Annotated in this window: 1 pseudogene; it reads right to left on the bottom strand. The window is 44.6% G+C overall.

From position 1 onward, the window contains the following. Positions 1–201 (bottom strand): annotated as a pseudogene (locus HJY11_RS13730) (hypothetical protein); the annotation flags it as partial. Positions 202–233: the final 32 nt, after the last annotated feature.

Genomic DNA, 233 nt, shown 5'->3' with positions numbered 1-233 from the left:
ATCATCCAAAGCTATATGTACACCCTGAGCCCTGATAAAGTCAAACTGTTTGCTAAGAACAACCGGATCTTTCACTTTTCCACTCTCAGTCAGCTCCAGCGTTATGTTTGCAGGATTTACCCGGTAGTCGGTGAGCATATCCATCAGAAGGAATTTGAAAGACGGCACTTCAAACTGAAGGCTCGATACGTTGATGTTCATCTGAAAATCCGCTTTGTATCTGCACCACTCGG

It is taken from the genome of Bittarella massiliensis (ex Durand et al. 2017) (genome assembly GCF_017566145.1).
GTDB lineage: Bacteria > Bacillota > Clostridia > Oscillospirales > Ruminococcaceae > Bittarella > Bittarella massiliensis_A.
Note: the sequence above shows the minus strand (reverse complement) of the source record. Positions and strands in the feature narration are given on the sequence as shown.